At 39.5% G+C, this 15,418-nt stretch carries 15 protein-coding genes; 9 read left to right on the forward strand and 6 right to left on the reverse strand.

Annotated features, from left to right (window positions below):
- The first annotated feature begins 31 nt into the window (after positions 1–31).
- The 3 genes from AC3E9U_RS08550 to feoB all read left to right on the forward strand — a co-directional run bounded on the left by AC3E9U_RS08550 (position 32) and on the right by feoB (position 3,148).
- Positions 32–709, forward strand: a complete 678-nt coding sequence (locus tag AC3E9U_RS08550; protein ID WP_488746482.1) for an SCO family protein — start codon at positions 32–34, stop codon at positions 707–709.
- Positions 710–805: 96 nt separating this feature from the next.
- On the forward strand, positions 806–1,042 hold the full coding sequence (locus AC3E9U_RS08555; protein ID WP_488746483.1) for a FeoA family protein: 237 nt from the start codon (positions 806–808) through the stop codon (positions 1,040–1,042).
- A gap of 3 nt (positions 1,043–1,045) precedes the next feature.
- The gene (gene feoB, locus AC3E9U_RS08560; protein ID WP_488746484.1) at positions 1,046–3,148 is read left to right on the forward strand and encodes a ferrous iron transport protein B; all 2,103 of its coding nucleotides are present in this window, start codon (positions 1,046–1,048) and stop codon (positions 3,146–3,148) included.
- 128 nt (positions 3,149–3,276) lie between these two features.
- Here the strand turns inward: feoB and AC3E9U_RS08565 are convergent, their stop codons facing one another.
- The 3 genes from AC3E9U_RS08565 to AC3E9U_RS08575 are packed head-to-tail and all read right to left on the reverse strand — an operon-like array spanning position 3,277 to position 6,217.
- Complete coding sequence (locus tag AC3E9U_RS08565; RefSeq protein WP_488746485.1) at positions 3,277–3,669, reverse strand: hypothetical protein; 393 nt, start codon at positions 3,667–3,669, stop codon at positions 3,277–3,279.
- A 4-nt stretch (positions 3,670–3,673) separates the two neighbouring features.
- Positions 3,674–5,554, reverse strand: coding sequence for an Nramp family divalent metal transporter (locus AC3E9U_RS08570; protein ID WP_488746486.1), 1,881 nt, complete (start codon positions 5,552–5,554; stop codon positions 3,674–3,676).
- A 6-nt stretch (positions 5,555–5,560) separates the two neighbouring features.
- Positions 5,561–6,217 carry a metal-dependent transcriptional regulator gene (locus AC3E9U_RS08575; protein ID WP_488746487.1) on the reverse strand — a complete coding sequence of 219 codons (657 nt, stop codon included), beginning with the start codon at positions 6,215–6,217 and terminating at the stop codon, positions 5,561–5,563.
- A 100-nt stretch (positions 6,218–6,317) separates the two neighbouring features.
- On the opposite strand from AC3E9U_RS08575, the gene AC3E9U_RS08580 reads away from it, so the two are divergent.
- The 6 genes from AC3E9U_RS08580 (at position 6,318) to AC3E9U_RS08605 (ending at position 12,091) form a co-directional block, all read left to right on the forward strand.
- Positions 6,318–8,588 (forward strand): TonB-dependent receptor, encoded by a 2,271-nt coding sequence (locus tag AC3E9U_RS08580; RefSeq protein ID WP_488746488.1) that lies wholly within the window; start codon positions 6,318–6,320, stop codon positions 8,586–8,588.
- Positions 8,589–9,062 carry a thioredoxin family protein gene (locus tag AC3E9U_RS08585; RefSeq protein WP_488746489.1) on the forward strand — a complete coding sequence of 158 codons (474 nt, stop codon included), beginning with the start codon at positions 8,589–8,591 and terminating at the stop codon, positions 9,060–9,062.
- A 68-nt stretch (positions 9,063–9,130) separates the two neighbouring features.
- The gene (locus tag AC3E9U_RS08590; RefSeq protein ID WP_488746490.1) at positions 9,131–9,541 is read left to right on the forward strand and encodes a BrxA/BrxB family bacilliredoxin; all 411 of its coding nucleotides are present in this window, start codon (positions 9,131–9,133) and stop codon (positions 9,539–9,541) included.
- Between the two features lie 83 nt (positions 9,542–9,624).
- Positions 9,625–10,359 (forward strand): lysophospholipid acyltransferase family protein, encoded by a 735-nt coding sequence (locus AC3E9U_RS08595; RefSeq protein ID WP_488746491.1) that lies wholly within the window; start codon positions 9,625–9,627, stop codon positions 10,357–10,359.
- A 4-nt stretch (positions 10,360–10,363) separates the two neighbouring features.
- Entirely contained in the window at positions 10,364–11,362 is a 999-nt protein-coding gene (locus AC3E9U_RS08600; protein ID WP_488746492.1) for an acyl-ACP desaturase, read from the forward strand.
- Positions 11,363–11,446: 84 nt separating this feature from the next.
- Positions 11,447–12,091, forward strand: coding sequence for an HD domain-containing protein (locus AC3E9U_RS08605; protein ID WP_488746493.1), 645 nt, complete (start codon positions 11,447–11,449; stop codon positions 12,089–12,091).
- A 108-nt stretch (positions 12,092–12,199) separates the two neighbouring features.
- On the opposite strand, the gene AC3E9U_RS08610 is transcribed toward AC3E9U_RS08605, so the two are convergent.
- The 3 genes from AC3E9U_RS08610 to AC3E9U_RS08620 all read right to left on the reverse strand — a co-directional run bounded on the left by AC3E9U_RS08610 (position 12,200) and on the right by AC3E9U_RS08620 (position 15,323).
- Entirely contained in the window at positions 12,200–13,039 is an 840-nt protein-coding gene (locus AC3E9U_RS08610; RefSeq protein ID WP_488746494.1) for a hypothetical protein, read from the reverse strand.
- Positions 13,040–13,228: 189 nt separating this feature from the next.
- Positions 13,229–14,059, reverse strand: a complete 831-nt coding sequence (locus tag AC3E9U_RS08615) for a peptidase associated/transthyretin-like domain-containing protein (protein ID WP_488746495.1) — start codon at positions 14,057–14,059, stop codon at positions 13,229–13,231.
- 328 nt (positions 14,060–14,387) lie between these two features.
- Positions 14,388–15,323, reverse strand: a complete 936-nt coding sequence (locus AC3E9U_RS08620) for a hypothetical protein (RefSeq protein WP_488746496.1) — start codon at positions 15,321–15,323, stop codon at positions 14,388–14,390.
- Between the last annotated feature and the right edge of the window lie 95 nt (positions 15,324–15,418).

Consider the following 15,418-nt stretch of genomic DNA (forward strand, 5'->3'; position numbering starts at 1 on the left):
ACAAATTGTACATTTGCAAAAAAAAATACGCATGCTCTCATTTTTTAAAAAATACATTCCCTTTTTCGTCATACTCGGAATTTTATCGGTTATTATCATAGGGTTATTTTACACTGCCCTCAAACCGAAGAAAACCTTACCGATCTATACCCCTTCGATGGTAAATCCGGAATTGGTGGATTCCACCATTCAACATATTGCCAATAAAAATGAGCATCATATTGCCGATTTTGCTTTCACCAATCAGAATGGAAAAACCATTACCCAGAAAGATTATGAAGGCAAAATCTATGTAGCCGATTTTTTCTTCACCTCTTGTCAGACCATCTGCCCGATGATGACTAACAACATGGTTTGGCTGCAGAACCAGATTAAAAACAATCCGAAGGTAATGCTGCTTTCGCATTCGGTTACGCCTGATATCGATAGTGTTTCCGTACTGAAAAACTATGCCGAACTGAAAGGAGTTATCGACGGCAAGTGGAATCTGGTAACCGGGAACAAAAAAGACATCTACTACATCGCCCGAAAATCCTATCTGGCCGTAAAAACCGGAAGACCGGAAGAATTATACGATATGGTCCACACCGAAAATTTCGTTCTGGTAGACAGCAAACGTCGTGTACGCGGATTTTATGATGGCACCAAAAAAGAAGAAGTACAGCGTTTGTTGGCCGATATCAATTTCCTTAGCCAGGAAGAAGAATAGCTAAACATATCTTAAAATTTGGCAAAATTGACTTTTGTCACCTTTTAAACCATTATTATCCTTAGATTTGCAATCTAAATTCAATCTAAATAAAATTTGGCTCTCACATTAGCACATTTACAACGCGGGCAAAAAGCCGTAATCGAGGATTTTAACGTCGATGCCATTCCGTTAAAATTAATCGAAATGGGTTGCCTGCCCGGAAACGAAGTTATGCTTTTACAAGTGGCTCCGTTCGGCGATCCGTTGTATGTTACCGTTAACGACAGTCACGTTGCCATTCGATTGGAAACGGCAAAAGAAATTAGTATTGAAATCATACCGCAGCCCTAGTTTATGAACCGCAATACCATAAAAGTAGCCCTGATAGGAAATCCGAATGTTGGAAAAACTTCTGTTTTCAATGAATTGACCGGACTGAACCAACAGGTGGGCAACTATCCCGGTATTACCGTTGATAAAAAAGTAGGGGTTGCAAAACTATCCGAATACACCAAAGCAACGATTCTTGATTTACCCGGAACGTACAGTCTGAATGCAAGTTCGATGGACGAAAGCGTGGTAATCGAGTTGCTGATGAATAAAAATGACGCGAATTTCCCCGATGTTGCCGTAGTGGTTTCGGAAGTGGAAAACTTAAAGCGAAACCTGTTGCTTTTCACTCAGATCAAGGACCTTGAAATACCGGCAATCTTAGTAATCAACATGGCGGATCGAATGGGTCCGAAAGGCATATCGATTGATATTCCGTTTTTAGAAGAACAGCTGAAAACGAAGATCGCTTTGGTAAGTTCCCGTAAAAAAACAGGAATCGATGAGTTGAAAAAGCTAATCATCAACTATCACGAACTTCCAACAGAGCCTTGTCTTAATGCCTCCAGTATCGATCCGGAGTATTTTGGCAATCTGCGTCGTGCGTTTCCGAATCAGTTATTATACAAATTGTGGCTGGTCATCACGCAGGATGTGAATTTTGCCAACTTACAGCGTAATACCCTGGAAGCAAATTCGTTTGCCAAATCGCAAGCGGATTTAAAAAGGCTTCAGCAAAAAGAAACCATCAAACGTTATCAGTTTATAAACGATACGTTGAAAACAGGATATAAAGTAGACAAATCACAAGCCACCGATATAAGAGAACGATTAGACCGGGTTCTGACCCATAAAGTTTTCGGGTATGTGATCTTCTTTTCCATTATGCTGATTATATTCCAGTCGATTTTTGACTGGTCCAGCATTCCGATGGATTTTATAGACAGCACTTTCGCGACTTTAAGTACGTATGCCAAAACCCATTTGCCAGCCGGCGTTTTAACCGATTTGATTTCGGAAGGAATTATTCCGGGGTTGGGCGGTATAGTAATATTCATTCCGCAGATTGCCTTTTTATTCCTGTTCATTTCAGTCCTGGAAGAAAGCGGATACATGAGCCGTGTGGTTTTTCTGATGGATAAGATCATGCGGAAATTTGGCTTGAGCGGAAAAAGTGTCGTTCCCTTAATTTCGGGTACGGCCTGTGCTATTCCGGCGATTATGGCCACCCGTAACATTGAAAACTGGAAAGAACGACTAATCACCATTTTAGTCACGCCTTTCACTACCTGTTCGGCACGTTTGCCGGTATATGCCATCCTGATTTCATTGATTATTCCGGAGAGACGTTTGTTCGGGATCTTTAATATGCAAGGATTGACCTTAATGTTATTATATCTTTTAGGATTCGGAATGGCGATATTTTCGGCCAGTATTCTGAACAAAATCCTAAAGATCAAATCGCAATCCTACTTTGTGGTGGAAATGCCGAGCTATAAGATCCCGCTGTTCAAAAACGTGGCAATCAACATTATTGAAAAGACAAAATCGTTTGTTTTTGGAGCCGGCAAAATTATTTTAGCACTATCAGTGATTTTATGGTTTTTAGGGTCACACGGCCCAGGAAAAACCTTCAAGGATGCTGAAAAAACCGTTACCACCCAATTGGAAAACAATACTGTCAAAGGAGATAAAGACGATTTGGTAGCTTCTTATAAACTGGAGAATTCCTATATCGGCATCGTTGGAAAATCCATCGAACCTATTATTAAACCGTTGGGCTATGACTGGAAAATCGGAATCGCGGTAATCAGTTCGTTTGCAGCGCGTGAAGTTTTTGTCGGCACACTGGCCACGATTTACAGTGTGGGAAGTCATTCCCAAGAAGAAACCACCATTAAAAACCGATTGGCCGCCGAAGTACATCCGGTTAACGGTAAAAAAATATTCAATCTCGCAACCGGTGTTTCCTTAGTACTGTTCTATGCTTTTGCAATGCAGTGTGTTTCTACGCTTGCCATTACGAAAAAAGAAACCAATTCCTGGAAATGGCCATTAATACAGTTGGTTTTCATGAGCGGACTGGCTTATACCGTTTCCCTTATTGCTTATCAAATACTCAAATAAATGATATCATTTCAGGAAATAATAGTCTACTTACTGCTCGGATTCGCCATATCTTTTCTGTGGAAAAAATTCTTCATCAAAAAGAAAAAAGACAAGCAGTGCGGCAGCGACAATGGCTGCGGTTGTAGTTAATACTTGAGCACAAGTTTATAATCCGAGGGTTGAATTACTACACCATCTTTCGGATAAGGCGCTACGCTGACATTCTTTAAAGTTTCGTTTTCCTTCGGAAGATGTTCGGTAAACCATTTTTTTATTTCCTCGATATTTTCTTTATTGAAAGTAAATCTCTTTTGTTCGACCAGTTTTTTATTGTCATAAGCCGCGACCTCAACGGTCACTTCTCCGGCCCAGACACATTGGACATTTTCGGGACAGCGTGAATCGTTTTCGACTTGAACAAGAATAATTTCCTTACCGGACTTTGAATCCAGTTTCTGATTGATTTCATTCGGGTTTTCCTTAACGGATTTGCAACCCATCAGCAGCAATACAAAACCAGCCAAAACTATTTTTTTCATCTTCTTAATTTTTGATGATCAGCAAAGGAATATTGATCGCATGTCGCACCGCATTCACCGTAGTTCCGAAAAGCAGGTCTTTGAACCAGCTGTGGCCGTGCGCGCCAAGAATCAGGATATCAAAGTCGCCTTCGTTGACCATTTTCGGGATACTCGTTTTAGGGCTTCCGAAATCCAATTGGATGTTTACCATATATCCTTTCTCCTCCAAAACGGCTTTGTATTTTTTCAGATAACCTAAATCGCTCGTAGTTTCAAAATCCTCGATCTCTTCTCCATACACCATGGCTCCTACCGATTCCACCACATGCATAATGGTATATTGTCCTTCTTTTCCACCCAGCTGCAAAGCACTTTCGATACTTTTCTGATCGGTTTTAGAGAAATCCAAAGCGATGGCGATTTTCGAATAAACGATCGGTTTTTCGGCTTCTTTCACAACAATTTCTTTTATGTGAGGTACCAACGTTGGTGTCGCCATACTCTTCTCAAGGAAAGGTTTGACAATGATATAAATTAACAGCAGTGCGGCAGCAACCGCTAACGGAACCACAAAAACCCAAACATAAACCGGATTTTCGGATGTTTCGATCCAGCCTTTGATCTCATCAAACACCAATCGGGCGTTCAAGGATACAATTACAAGCGCAATTAACCATGAAGCAATTTTGGTGTATTTCCCAATGGCGAAACCACGCATCTTTTTATCATCACTAACAAAATGGATCAGCGGAATAATCGCGAATCCCAATTGCAGACTCAAAATTACCTGACTTAAAATTAGTAATTTTCCCGTTGCGGATTCCCCAAAATAGACAATCGCAATAAACGCCGGAACGATAGCAATCAAACGTGTAATAATTCGGCGTACCCAAGGTTGAATTCTCAGATTCAGGTACCCTTCCATTACAATCTGTCCTGCAAGCGTCCCTGTAATTGTTGAACTCTGTCCCGCGGCAATCAAGGCCACTGCGAATAATGTAGGTGCCCAATGACTTCCCAATAACGGCTCCAAAAATTTGTAGGCATCCTGAATTTCGGCCACATCAAACATTCCGCTTTTATAAAAGGTGGCTGCTGCCAGAATTAAGATGGCAGAATTTACCAAAAACGCAAGGTTTAAAGCAATTAACGAATCGAAGAAATTATAACGGATTGCCTGTTTTATCCCTTTTGCGCTTCGGTCGAATTTTCGGGTCTGCACCAAAGACGAATGCAAATAGAGATTGTGCGGCATCACGGTAGCCCCGATAATTCCGATAGCGATATAAAGTGCGGTGCTGTTCGGAATCGATGGAACTATCCCCTTTGCGATTTCGGTAATTTCCGGTTTGGCCAAAAACATTTCCACAAGGAAGGAAAGTCCGATAATCGCAACCAGCACTATTATGAACGCCTCCATTTTCTTAATTCCTTTATTCATAAGAAACAGCAATAAGAATGTATCCAACATGGTGATGCTCACACCCCAAAGCAATGGAATATCGAAAAGCAGCTGCAATCCGATGGCCATCCCTAAAACCTCGGCCAAATCACAAGCCGCGATGGCGATTTCAGCTAAAAAATACAAAACAAAATTCACCGGACGGGAATAGGTATCCCTTGAAGCCTGCGCTAAGTCACGCTGACGCACGATTCCCAATCGCGCACTAAGACTTTGCAGAAGCAGGGCCATGATGTTCGACATCAGTAAAACCCAAATCAAAGTATAACCGAACTGGCTTCCCCCGGCAATATCCGTCGCCCAGTTCCCAGGGTCCATATATCCCACACTTACCATGTAAGCCGGTCCGAAAAAAGCCACTATTTTTTTCCAGATTGAGGTATTGTGAACAATGGATACCGACTCGTGTACTTCTTCTAATGATTTAGTTTTTGTTGTCATCTTACTTTATGAAACGATTTTTGCAAAAAGATTGCTGGCAATTTTATTCGAAATAATGATGTGTTTCTTCTCCACTTCAATGGTCAGCGACATATCGAAACTTTCTTTTGCAATTATTTTTATTTTAGATCCGAGGGCAATCTGCTGTTTGTCCAAATACTGTAAAAAACTGGAAGACGAATCTTTTACGCCAACGCAAATGCCTGTTTGACCGACTTCAAACTCAGACAACAACTGTTTTTCCACTTTTTTGATGTTTCCGTTTCGGTCCGGAATCGGGTCGCCATGCGGATCTTCCGTAGGGAATCCTAAAAAAGCATCTAATTTGTTGATCAGTTTTTCCGATTTAATGTGCTCCAGTTCTTCTGCCACGTCATGTACCTCATCCCAGGAAAAATCCAATTTTTCCACTAAAAAAACTTCCCACAAACGGTGTTTGCGCACAATCATTTTAGCCGCCAGCAAACCTTGCTCCGTTAATGAAACGCCTTGGTATTTCTGATAGATCACCAATTCTTTCTCCGCCAGCTTCTTGATCATGTCGGTGACCGATGAAGCTTTACTTTCTACCATCGCCGCAATAGAATTCGTGCTCACTCCTTGTTTTTGGGACAATGAAAGATGATAAATGGCTTTCAGGTAATTTTCTTCAGAATACGTCATTACATTTTTTTTACGATTTCAAAAATACAAATTTTTTTGATTCAAAATATATTTTTAGATTTGCCTAAATTTTAATTATTGCAGTAACTAAATTTTAATTGTGAAAAATCTAATTATAATAAGTTCTTTTTTCCTGACTCTTGTAACTTTCGGTCAGACAACCCTTAAGGGAAAAATCACCTCTTTAGGGACTCCCCTTGAATTGGCCAATGTGACGCTGAACAAAACGAATCTTCGGGCAGCGACCGATAGTCTTGGAAATTATCTTATAGCCAACATTCCGAAAGGAAAATATGAAGTTGTCATTTCCCACTCCGGATTCCGACCGCTTCGCCAGAAGATAACGCTTACCGATACGACTGAAATCATCATGGATTTTGATCTTAAGGAGACCAATTCGCTGGACGAAGTGGTGGTGACCGGAACCCTAAAAGCGGTAAACCGACTCGAGAGTCCGGTTCCTGTTGAAGTTTACAAACCCACTTTCTTCAAAAAAAATCCGACTGCATCCATTTTTGAAGCACTCCAAAATGTTAACGGTGTACGACCACAGCTAAACTGTAACATCTGCAACACCGGAGACATTCATATCAACGGTCTTGAAGGCCCTTATACTTTGGTACTTATTGATGGTATGCCGATCGTGAGCGGATTGTCCACCGTATACGGCCTATCAGGTATTCCGAATTCCCTTTTGGAACGCGTGGAAATCGTTAAAGGTCCGGCTTCCTCTCTATATGGAAGTGAGGCGGTAGGAGGATTGATCAACATCATAACCAAAAGTACTAAAAATGCCCCCACTTTGTTTGCCGATTCTTTTGTCAATACTTGGGGCGAAGCAAATGTAGATCTAGGTTTCAAAGCGAATGTTGGAGAAGCCGCTTCAATGTTGACCGGAATAAATTATTTTAACTACAGCAATCCCGTCGACAACAATCACGATAATTTTACCGATGTTACTTTGCAGGATCGTATTTCCCTTTTCCAAAAGTGGAATTTCAATCGCAAAAGCAAAAAGCTTCTTTCCATGGCCGGACGTTTCTTTTACGAAGACCGTTGGGGTGGTGAGATGCAGTGGGAGAAAAAATACCGCGGTGGAAACGAATATTATGGAGAAAGCATTTACACCACGCGCTGGGAAGTTTTAGGCGCGTATGAACTTCCGGTTTCGGAAAAAATGCTATTGTCATTTTCTTATACGGATCATGACCAAAATTCGGTTTACGGAATTGTTCCATTTCTGGCGCAACAAAAAATCGGATTCAGCCAACTTACCTGGGATAAAAAAATCAATCGCCACGATTTTCTTCTCGGAACTGCGATCCGTTATCAGTTTTACAATGATAATACTCCAGCTACAACCGTTGCGGATGAAAACTGGATACCGAGTCTATTTGTTCAGGACGAAATCCGTATTGCTCCGAAACACACCACTTTGTTTGGCATCCGTTACGATTACAATGACAACCACGGAAACATTTTCACACCGCGTCTTGCGTACAAGTGGGCGCCGAATGACAGCTCCATACTACGATTTAATGCCGGTACCGGATTTCGAATCGTAAATCTGTTCACCGAAGAACACGCCGCGCTGACAGGCTCCCGCGAAGTGGTTGTTCTTGAGGACTTAAAACCGGAACAATCCTATAACATGAACATCAACTATCTGAAGAAATTCTATTCCAAAGACGGAGATTATATTGCTTTGGAGACTTCCGCCTGGTACACGCATTTCACAAACACGATCAAACCGGATTACGACACGGATCCGAACAAGATCATTTATAAAAATCTTGACGGATACGCCGTTACTAAAGGGGTTAGCATAAATGTTGATGCCGTTTTTCAAAATGGAATAAAAGTCATTCTAGGAGCCACTTTCATGGATGTTACGAAAACGGAACATGGCGTAACAAACGACCAAATCCTAACGGAAAAATTCTCAGGAACCTGGGCCGTTTCCTATCGTCTAAGAAAATTATTCCTTGATATCGATTACACAGGAAATCTTTATGGTCCGATGCGTTTGCCGTTAGCAGGTGATTTGGATCCGAGACAGGAGTACTCGCCCACATGGAGTATTCAGAATATCCAGCTCACGTTTAACAAGTTAAAAAACTTTGAATTTTACGGCGGAGTCAAAAATTTATTAAATTGGACCCCAAATAAAGGCAATCCGTTTATCATTGCACGAGCAAATGATCCGTTTGACGAGAATGTACAATATGATGCTAATGGTCACGTTGTACAGGTAACGGACCCGACGAGCCAGTATTATAATCCTTATGCCCTAACCTTTGACACCGGTTATGTTTATGGACCAAATCAGGGCATACGAGGCTTTTTCGGTTTGCGCTACACCTTGAAATAAATGAAACAACGAAATCTCATACTTCTCTTTTTCTTTTGGGCATCGCTGAACGGCTTTGCCCAACTGAAAACCTATTCGTTTGAGGAAGCGGAAAAATTAGAACTGCAACAATCGAAACCCATTTTTGTATTTGTACACACGTCCTGGTGCAAATACTGTAAAATGATGGAGAATTCCACTTTTAAAAATCCGGAGGTCATTCAACTGCTGAATGACAATTTCTATTACATTTCTTTAGATGCTGAAACCAAATCGCCTATTGTCTTCAAAAACCGGACTTTCGAATTCAAACCGAAAGGCAAAAACACAGGCATTCACCAACTGGCCGAAGAACTGGCAACGGTAGACGGCCGGGTTAGTTATCCGACTTTTTCCATTCTCGACAAAGACAATACTATCCTGCTGCAAATCAGCGATTTTACCGATGCCAAAACAATGATAGGCCTATTGAAAGAAGCTGCTGATTTTCATTAACAACATTCTAACAGAAATTACAATTTTACTTTGTAACTTTGCCGCACATTAACTTAGAAATTCAAATTATGTATCCAGAAGAAATGGTAAAACCAATGCGCGCTGAATTAACAGAAGCTGGTTTTCAGGATTTATATAGCGCTGAAGAAGTAGAAAACGCTTTAGCAAAAGAAGGCACTACATTGGTAGTGGTAAACTCGGTTTGCGGTTGTGCGGCAAGAAATGCACGTCCGGGAGCTAAAATGAGTTTGGACAACAGCAAAAAACCGGACAATCTGATCACGGTTTTCGCGGGAGTTGACAAAGAAGCGGTAGATGCAGCACGTCAGCACATGTTCCCTTTCCCTCCATCATCGCCGAGTATGGCTTTGTTTAAAAACGGAGAATTGGTTCACATGTTGGAGCGCCACCATATCGAAGGCCGTCCTGCAGAATTAATCGCAGAAAACCTAAAAGACGCATTCAACGAATATTGCTAATGCATAAAATATTCACAATTGAAACCACGTTTTACGTGGTTTTTTTATTTAATGACTTATCTTTGTAGCAAATACCATTTTAAATGCAAAAAATAATATCATACCCAATAACCATTGTTTTCTATTTGGCTTTTGCGTTATGTCTGTTGTTATTTCATCCGATACAATGGATTTGTTTAAATTTATTTGGTTATCAGGCACACAAAAAAAGTGTCGATTATCTGAACTTTTTACTGGTGAAGTGTACTACTATTTTAGGAACCACTTACCATGTTAAAAATATAAATTTGATCCCAAAAGACGTTCCTGTTATTTTTGTGGCCAACCACCAGAGTATGTATGACGTCATCGGAATGATTTGGTATTTGCGTCGTTCGCATCCGAAATTTGTCAGCAAAAAAGAGTTGGGAAAAGGGATTCCGAGCGTGTCCTATAATTTGCGTCACGGAGGTTCTGTTCTGATCGACAGAAAAGATCCAAAACAAGCCTTGCCGGTGATTAAAGGTTTAGGCGAATATATTGAAAAACACCGTCGTTCTGCCGTGATTTTTCCGGAAGGAACAAGAAGCAGAAACGGAGTTCCGAAACGTTTCTCGGAAAACGGAATAAAAATTTTGTGTAAATATGCGCCATCAGCGTATATTGTACCCGTATCAATAAACAATTCCTGGAAAATGCTTCGTTATGGAAAATTTCCCATGGGATTGGGCAACCGATTACAATTCACCATTCATGAACCTTTGGCTGTTAAAGACTACGCTTTTGCAGAACTAATGGAGAAGACTGAAAATGCAGTGGTTCAGGGAATAAAAAATTAAAATTATGTCAGTACAAAATGTGCGTCTGGAAGTAATGCAGTTTCTGGAAAAGAATATTGACAGTTTTGTGGAAAACTATCTTATTCCGGTTGAGCAAATTTGGCAACCAACCGATTTATTGCCTAATTCAGAAAAAGAAACCTTCCTGGAAGAAGTTACCGAATTACGTGAGTTAGCCAAAGACCTACCCTATGATTTCTGGGTGGTACTTGTTGGTGATACCATCACGGAAGAAGCCCTGCCTACTTATGAATCCTGGTTAATGGATGTTGAAGGTGTAAATCAGAAGGATTCCTACGGCGACAACGGCTGGGCGAAATGGATCCGCCACTGGACCGGTGAAGAAAACCGCCATGGTGACTTATTAAACAAATACCTGTATTTATCAGGCCGTGTAAATATGCGTGAAGTGGAAATGACTACGCAGCACTTAATCAATGACGGTTTCGATCCGGGAACCGACAGAGATCCGTATAAAAATTTCGTATTTACGAGTTTTCAGGAATTAGCCACTTATATTTCCCACAACCGTGTGTCGATATTGGCTAAAAAATACGGCGACAAAAAGCTGTCTAAAATCTGTAAAATCATTGCTGGAGACGAGATGCGCCACCATTTGGCGTACAGTGAATTTGTGGACCGAATTTTTAAAGTGGACCCAAGTCAGATGATGCTGTCCTTCGAATACATGATGAAAAAGAAAATCACGATGCCGGCCAACCTGATCCGCGAATCCGGAGATAGCATTGGAACAGCTTTTGAAAAATTCTCAGAATCAGCACAACGTATCGGAGTGTATACCGCAATGGATTATGTTGAAATCCTTGAAAAATTAAACACCAGATGGGAAATCGATAAGATCACTAACCTAACGGATGAAGCTGAAAAAGCACGTGATTACTTATTGAAATTACCGGCAAGAATGGCAAGAATCGCAGAGCGCATGGTAGTTCCGAGCGAAGAAAAAATCTTCAAATGGGTAACACCTGCCTTGGTAAAATAATTTCTTTGAGAAAATAGAGCAAAGAGAATAATATAATGATCAAATCCTTTCCTCACCGAAAGGATTTTTTTTAATCCCAACATCATGACAGTAATCGACAATACCATCCTATTCGTAAAGCAGCAACTTCAAAATGCAGAAGGCGGTCACGACTGGTTCCACACCGAACGCGTTTATAAAAATGCACTTTTAATTGCCCAAGGCGAAAACTGTGATTTAACTGTGGTAAAATTAGGCGCTCTGCTTCACGATGTCGCCGACAGCAAATTTCATGAGGGCGATGAAAGCATCGGACCCAAAACCGCACGCACTTTTCTGGAAAGCCAGAATGTAACTGAAGATGTGATCCGGCATGTGATCCACATCATCGAAAACATTTCATTTAAAGGCGGTAATTTTGAAAAGAAATTCACTTCTAAAGAACTTGAAATCGTTCAGGATGCGGACCGATTGGATGCTTTGGGAGCGATTGGGATTGCACGGGCTTTTAATTATGGCGGATTCAAAAACCGCGCGTTGTATAATCCAAATATTCAGCCCAACCTCAACATGAGCAAGGAAGAATATAAAAACTCCACCGCACCGACTCTGAATCATTTCTACGAAAAACTTTTATTGTTAAAAGACAAAATGAATACCGAAACCGGAAAGCAAATCGCAGAGAAACGTCATGCCTATATGCAGAATTTCCTGGGTGAGTTTTATGCGGAATGGGACGGGGAGAAATAGCTTGCAGCTAGCAGTCGCAGTTGACAGAAATTAAAAAGCGGTTTCCAGAATTTGGAAACCGCTTTTAGTTTTATTCATTACCAGTGCTTCACTACCACAGTTTTGCGGTTAATCCGAAACAACCAGTTCCATATTTACCGAGTACTTATTGTTTATAGTCCATTTATCATCCTTGAAAGACCAGGTATCAAAGTTTTCATCAATAAAATTTATCGAAATATATGGTTCGTAGATAAAGGAAGTGGGGAGAAAACCCGGACCTTTATAATATTGCTTATTTTGCTCCAGCAACAAATGTTCAATAACCACGAAGATTCCATTTTCGGGCAACTTGATGTTTAAATCATCAACATCAAAACTGACCTTTCTCGTTCCTTTCTTAACTTTACAGATCAAATTTTCATTATAAAGCGGTTCCCCGGGAGCGCCGTTTTCATCAACCGAATAAAATTGCAAATTTAAAAGACGGGTACCTTCACTGGAGCCTGCTTCAAATTTTATTGATTTAAGGAAACCATTTTTGCTCCCATCATTAGAAAAAAACCTTGCTACCCTGCCATTTTTAGAATTGTATGGAAAGGCATAAGCAGAATCACCGCCCTTGACTTTTCCAAGTTTCTGACTTTTTTTATGATTTCTTTTTACGATCTTGACTTCTTCAAGTTGGACTGCTTTCGGTTCCAAAAAAATCTCGTTCTCATCACTTTCCATTTTGAAACTTTTTTCCTGAAAACCGATGGCCGAAATTTTAAATTCAGCTTCAAGATCGCTTTTCTCTACAACAAAACGACCTAAGGAATCGGCCGTTTTATACATGTTTTTACCTTTCCAGATGGTGGCATAGGCTACCGGGTTTTTATCCGCCGAGTTAGTAATTTTTGCCGAAACCTGCGCAAAATTAATGGAGGAACAGACTAACGATAAAAGTAAAATGAGTTTCTTAGACATAATTAAATTTCGGAATACTGACAAAACGGAAACCCATTTCCCATTTTTCAGAAATTCCCTATTTGATTTGGGCTAAAATATTAAAAATGAAATTCAATTCTGACAGGAATATTGCGCGAAACCGAATTAACAACAAAAAACGTCTTTGCTGTTATAACCATAATAAAAGCTCCGGGATTTTCGAAACAATCAATCCGTCAGTACCAACTGAAAATTAAGAGAGATCCCTTGGTTCTTTCTCCATGTAGTATCCTGTTTATACCATGAGTCGGTATAACCGTCCGTATAATTGGCCTCAATAGAGGGTTCATAAAAAAACGACGTTTTCTTCTTATCTGCAAACTGCTTATTCTCCTCCAACAAAAGATATTGCACCACCACAAAAACACCTTCTTTGGGTACCTGAATATCCATGTTGCTCACATCGACTTCCGTTACATGGCTGCCTTTTTTCAGTCTGCAAATGATGTTTTCAAAATTAAGGATCTTATCAGGCTCGCCTTTTTTGTTAACCGAATAAAACAGAATATTGACGATCCGGTTTTTAGAAGAGGTAAAGGTGTTGAATTTAAATTTCTTCACAAAGAGTACTTCTTTCATCGGATTCATAAAAAATTTGCCCAGTTCTTCCGTCCGGTTCTCGCTTTGTCCACATACCACAACTACATCCCCGTGCTTCGCTTTGCCCAGTGTGAATTTATTTTTGTTCTTCCGGGCCAGAATTTTCATTTCTTCCAACTGCACAATTTCCTTTTCCAAATATACCACCGTATCCCTGGCACTTATGGACTGGGTCTTTGCTGTATATCCAACACTCGAAATTGTAAAATTGCTCTTTAGGCTTTTAAAGTCAATATGGAAGACGCCCAGGGAATCACTCGTGGTATACATTTGATCCCCTTTGAATACACTGGCATAGGCTATGGCCTTATTTGTGGATTTATCTTTCACCGAGACACTATGCTGCGCGACAAGGAGGGAACTATTTAAAAATAACAGGAACAATAAAATATTTTTCATCGTTTAATAATTTTAAAGTTTTCTCTTTTTTAAATCGGGTACGACAAGCACAAGTCGATTTTATATACCATTGTAACACAATCGAATACCTTAAAATTAGAAATAAAAAAATCCTTTACATACCTTTTTCAAAAAAATTAGGGTCACTGACAAAAATAATCCGCTATAAAACAAATTTCTCCAACTGTCGTCAGTGTTAAATGCGATTCCGTTTCCTCGTGTTTCAATTTTTTTATTTTATTTTTTTTGCAACAATTCGAATTGCCCTTTTCTTTTGTGAAACCAAAGAAAGTTGTCCCCACCGGCAAAAGTCTTTCTGCCTGCAGCTTTATTGTACTTTAGTTGCATAAAGAATTAAAGCTGGGGCAACTAAAATACTTTTGTGTGGTTTTCTGAAAAAGGCAAACGCAAAATCGTAATTAATCATAGCGTTTATATTAATTAAATGTGATGTTTCTTTTCCCGTAGTCGCATCACTCATTTTTGCATAATAATTAGTCTGGTTTGACAATTGAAATTTCAATTTACTTGAATCTTCAAATGACGGTGCAATTTCGTTATTGTTTTCATCATAATGAGAAATCAATTCTAAAGCGATAAAAACTGATTCTTCTTTTAAAATGGTTTTTCTTTCCTCTAATTTAATTTCCACCGCATCTTTTTGTTTTGCTTCAAGGTATAAAATATCAGTCGAAAAAATCAATTTGCCTATTTCAGCATACTGATGACCTATACTTATTGGAACTTGATTGTATTCATAAAAATTTATTTTGTAGGCCGTTTTGTATTTAACCTTATCAACATAGAAACGTATTTTATTAATCTCTAAATCTGAATTAAATTGATTTTTAACAGCAATTCCATATGATAACTCTTTTGAAATCGAATTGCTGCTTCTTTTTACAAATCTATTTTCTTCCCCTAAAATCATATCTCGTCTCTGCGATAATGACACCACTACTTCATCAAGAGTAATAATGTTCTTAGTCAGCAATGTAGTTTGAGTAATGTTATTACTTTTCACACCTAACGTCTCATAATTAATCTTAGTAAAAGCTATTGAATCGAAGGCAATATTTACCGGCAAAGTAGTCGCTTTGTCATTGCTGCAAACTCCTGAAAAAACAGTTACTTTATTTGAAAATAATCTGTAGTTAACATCTTCAACAAACTCGAACGTATCCTTATCTAAAGGAACAAAACTTTGACCAAAAGAAACATTCAGGTAAAACAAGAGCACTATAATTTTTACTTTATGGACCATAAACAAAGCGGTATTACAAATTGGCTTGTAAATTAATCTTTACAATCCAATTCATTTTCGGGTTCATGTGAAAATATTTACAAAAAATCAAATAC

This window comes from Flavobacterium sp. 21.1, assembly GCF_057801535.1.

What these genes read in the sequence shown, in the direction of transcription:
- AC3E9U_RS08575 (WP_488746487.1), bottom strand. Translation starts at nt 6,217, where the DNA reads ATGACGTATTCTGAAGAAAATTACCTGAAAGCCATTTATCATCTTTCA.
- AC3E9U_RS08605 (WP_488746493.1), top strand. Translation starts at nt 11,447, where the DNA reads ATGACAGTAATCGACAATACCATCCTATTCGTAAAGCAGCAACTTCAA.
- AC3E9U_RS08570 (WP_488746486.1), bottom strand. Translation starts at nt 5,554, where the DNA reads ATGACAACAAAAACTAAATCATTAGAAGAAGTACACGAGTCGGTATCC.
- AC3E9U_RS08590 (WP_488746490.1), top strand. Translation starts at nt 9,131, where the DNA reads ATGTATCCAGAAGAAATGGTAAAACCAATGCGCGCTGAATTAACAGAA.
- AC3E9U_RS08595 (WP_488746491.1), top strand. Translation starts at nt 9,625, where the DNA reads ATGCAAAAAATAATATCATACCCAATAACCATTGTTTTCTATTTGGCT.
- AC3E9U_RS08610 (WP_488746494.1), bottom strand. Translation starts at nt 13,039, where the DNA reads ATGTCTAAGAAACTCATTTTACTTTTATCGTTAGTCTGTTCCTCCATT.
- feoB (WP_488746484.1), top strand. Translation starts at nt 1,046, where the DNA reads ATGAACCGCAATACCATAAAAGTAGCCCTGATAGGAAATCCGAATGTT.
- AC3E9U_RS08565 (WP_488746485.1), bottom strand. Translation starts at nt 3,669, where the DNA reads ATGAAAAAAATAGTTTTGGCTGGTTTTGTATTGCTGCTGATGGGTTGC.
- AC3E9U_RS08585 (WP_488746489.1), top strand. Translation starts at nt 8,589, where the DNA reads ATGAAACAACGAAATCTCATACTTCTCTTTTTCTTTTGGGCATCGCTG.
- AC3E9U_RS08600 (WP_488746492.1), top strand. Translation starts at nt 10,364, where the DNA reads ATGTCAGTACAAAATGTGCGTCTGGAAGTAATGCAGTTTCTGGAAAAG.
- AC3E9U_RS08615 (WP_488746495.1), bottom strand. Translation starts at nt 14,059, where the DNA reads ATGAAAAATATTTTATTGTTCCTGTTATTTTTAAATAGTTCCCTCCTT.
- AC3E9U_RS08550 (WP_488746482.1), top strand. Translation starts at nt 32, where the DNA reads ATGCTCTCATTTTTTAAAAAATACATTCCCTTTTTCGTCATACTCGGA.
- AC3E9U_RS08620 (WP_488746496.1), bottom strand. Translation starts at nt 15,323, where the DNA reads ATGGTCCATAAAGTAAAAATTATAGTGCTCTTGTTTTACCTGAATGTT.